General features: G+C 51.5%; 3 protein-coding genes. 1 reads left to right on the forward strand and 2 read right to left on the reverse strand.

Annotated features, from left to right (window positions below):
- Positions 1 to 215 precede the first annotated feature (215 nt).
- Positions 216 to 884 carry an NAD(P)H-dependent oxidoreductase gene (locus KDK14_RS10670; protein WP_257265090.1) on the forward strand — a complete coding sequence of 223 codons (669 nt, stop codon included), beginning with the start codon at positions 216 to 218 and terminating at the stop codon, positions 882 to 884.
- A gap of 10 nt (positions 885 to 894) precedes the next feature.
- On the opposite strand, the gene KDK14_RS10675 is transcribed toward KDK14_RS10670, so the two are convergent.
- Positions 895 to 1560 carry a metallophosphoesterase gene (locus KDK14_RS10675; protein ID WP_257265092.1) on the reverse strand — a complete coding sequence of 222 codons (666 nt, stop codon included), beginning with the start codon at positions 1558 to 1560 and terminating at the stop codon, positions 895 to 897.
- 37 nt (positions 1561 to 1597) lie between these two features.
- Positions 1598 to 2965 carry a hypothetical protein gene (locus KDK14_RS10680; RefSeq protein ID WP_257265093.1) on the reverse strand — a complete coding sequence of 456 codons (1368 nt, stop codon included), beginning with the start codon at positions 2963 to 2965 and terminating at the stop codon, positions 1598 to 1600.
- Between the last annotated feature and the right edge of the window lie 140 nt (positions 2966 to 3105).

Raw genomic sequence — 3105 nt, forward strand, 5'->3', positions numbered from 1 at the left:
CGACCACATGGATGTGGGAGTCAGGGCGACGCAGGATGCCAAAGCCGGGGACTTTCTCGCTCTGAGGGATTTTGTGAGGGAACGCCGGGAGTACGGTTGGCTGAGCAATACTTGCAGAGTTCAATCTCAAAAGTGACATTTCTACACAATCTTCCCATTTTATTCTATGGTGGAAAGAATGCCGCCTTCGGCTAGCGTTGTATATGGTCTGAACAATGAACACTGCCCTGCGTAAACAAATTCTGGATGTTTTCAACTTCCGTCACGCCTGCAAAAGCTTTGATGCCAACCGGAAAATACCCGATGAGGATTTTAATATCATCCTGGATGCCGGACGCCTTTCTCCCAGCTCATTTGGTTTTGAACCCTGGAAGTTTCTGGTGATCCAGAGACCAGATTTAAGGGAAAAGATCAAAACCGTCAGTTGGGGGGCCCAGGGACAGTTACCCACCGCCAGCCATTTTGTCATCATTCTGGCCCGCAAGGAAAACAGTATGCATTATGAGTCTGAATATATCCTGGACCATATGCGCAATGTCAAACAGCTGCCTGAAGATGTCGTGGATATGATCAGCGAGTTCTACCGCGACTTTCAAAACAGTGACTTCCGGCTGACCGAGTCCCCAAGGGCCATGTTTGACTGGGCCTGCAAACAAACGTATGTCGCCCTCGGTAATATGATGAGCGTAGCCGCCCAGATTGGCATTGACTCCTGCCCGATTGAAGGATTTAACCGCGACAAGCTGGAGTCACTACTGGAACACGAAGGCCTGTTGGATAGAGGTGAGTTTGGCGTCAGTGTGATGGTCGCCTTTGGTTACCGGGAAAACGAGCCTTACCCGAAAACCCGTCACCGGCAGGAGGCGGTTGTCGAATGGTACTGAGAGCACCCGGTCACTCTCCCGGATCACTGAGGCACACCAGCGTCAGATGGTTGCTCTCAAATCCGCCCGTATCAATAAAGTGGGTGTTTCCCAGGGTGACCGGCTGATCAACAATGGTATGACCACAGAAGATGCAGTCAATGCCTGCCACCAGAGAATCATCCCCACTTTGAATCCGGGACCTGGACCATTGCATCGCCCTTACCAGATCCGGGTCAGCTGCTATTTTTTCCGGATCCCAAACCGGCAACGGGTACTCTGCATGGCAAATAGCTACCTGCCTGTCGCCAGGGAGATCAACCGAGATCAGCACCGGCTGCTCGGCAGCAATGTTTGCATACCTGTTCATTTTTTCAGACGAAACCTGCAGGTGCCAGTCGCCACCACAAAGCAACCATTGTGCAATCTCATCGGTGGATGGGTGCCTTACCGTATCAATCATGCACTGCTCATGATTGCCACGAACACAGTGAAACCATGGTTCCTCCATAAGAGAGAGACATTTTTCGGAAGCTGGCCCCCGGTCAATCAGGTCGCCACAGCTGAAACAACGATCTTTTTCCCGGTCAAAGCTGACGTTGGCCAGCGAGGTCATCAGGAGATCATACATGCCGTGCAAATCGCCAATCACAAAATCACGGCCTACTGCATTCTGACGAAAATGCTGGTGAAACATAATTCCTCCCTGGATTTCTGATTAGCCTTAAGGTTTTTTACGGTTTATCCATCGTTACCAGTTTAGCCACGCCATCATCAGGATCGATGGCGGTAGTGAATTGCCGGTGACTGGCAAGAATGTCGCCAAGCATCGGCTCCCGTGCCAACTCACGGAATGACAAGGGCACATCAGCCGCTAACTGGCCAGCTGCCCTCATCTGTTCCGCTTGCTGATAAACCCCGAGCATCACCGGCAGTACTCTACGAACAGTTTGTGCCAGCCCGGCAACCGCAATGGCATTGGCATAAACGGCCGGCCCATAAGTTGGCGAAGGCGTGGCCAAAGCCGTTAATTGTCGCCTGCTGTGGTGAATCCACTGTTTCTGTTGATTCTCTGGCAGACTTTTAAAACTGGTATATAACTCCCTTCCTTCGGCCGGTGTAAACAACCTTGCAGTCGCTCCAAGGGAGGCAAGGGCAATAAATTCATCAGGATTTCTGGTCAACGTATTCAGGTGTAGCCATCGCCCCCGTTTTTGCAGATAGACCTGCATGGGGTTCAGCTTTGGTTCACTGAATAACCTGTCCAACAGTAACTTCAGTTGATTCATGGACCGCCAGGTATTCTGGGTGAGATAAACGGAACCTGCCGGCTCTGCATGGCCACGGAATCCGGCAATATTCACTACCCAATGGTCGTACCATAAATTCAAGTCATCACGGCTGATGCTCTTGTTCTGTATCCCGGTGTCAAGCACGGTATACATGGACAGAGAACCCTCGTTATACATCATATGACGCAGGTGGCTATGGGGCAGATAGACAATTTCAAACAACCGGGCTGCCTGGGGATGTTTGGAAATAATCGAGCGAGCCAGCGGGTAAATTTCCCCGGCACAGGGTGCGCTAACCGACAGGAAATTCGTCGAATCTTCAGGAACAGGCTTACCCAGAGCTTTAGCCGCACGCTTGCGTGCCTGCGCAGATAACGTGACCGCATCCAGAATGGCGGTCGCCTGGAGAACCTCATAAGAGACAGCGTCCAGCCTGGCAATCTCTCTGGCAAGCTGTTGAAACGATGACTCTGATAGCCCGCCAGGGTCAGTCTGAGGCGCCACAAATGCCTTATAGGCCGCGTTTGAGCCGTTTCGCAACAGCTGCAGGCAATATAATCGGGAAAGTGCTCTTGGCACTTCCTGGTGGATTGACGCGGGTAAGCGTTGCGCAGATAACTCCGGAGTCACTACCGGATTAGCCAGCACCCATGAGAGTTGTTCTATCTGCTCCCGGGTAACCACCAACTGATCGGCAAAATGCTGGTGGATATACGCCCTTATGGGATCCTGCCGGTTTTCAGCCACCATCGGCGGGCTGGCCAACAGCAGCCATATCAACAAAACCCCTGGTAAAGTCTTTGTTTTCATAATGAGCTTTCTTGTCTGGAATTCATGACTGGAAACCGGGCTGGCCACCTGTAATACCAATTCCGCTTTCTAAATATGATATCGAGCAAGTCATTTTGGACTGCTGGGCAAGGCGGAATGACGAGTAATAGCAGGGCTAT

The organism is Endozoicomonas sp. ONNA2 (assembly GCF_024606365.1).
Taxonomy (GTDB): domain Bacteria; phylum Pseudomonadota; class Gammaproteobacteria; order Pseudomonadales; family Endozoicomonadaceae; genus Endozoicomonas.

Excerpts from the sequence above, each read along its gene's own strand:
- KDK14_RS10670 (WP_257265090.1), top strand. The coding sequence starts at position 216 with ATGAACACTGCCCTGCGTAAACAAATTCTGGATGTTTTCAACTTCCGT.
- KDK14_RS10675 (WP_257265092.1), bottom strand. The coding sequence starts at position 1,560 with ATGTTTCACCAGCATTTTCGTCAGAATGCAGTAGGCCGTGATTTTGTG.
- KDK14_RS10680 (WP_257265093.1), bottom strand. The coding sequence starts at position 2,965 with ATGAAAACAAAGACTTTACCAGGGGTTTTGTTGATATGGCTGCTGTTG.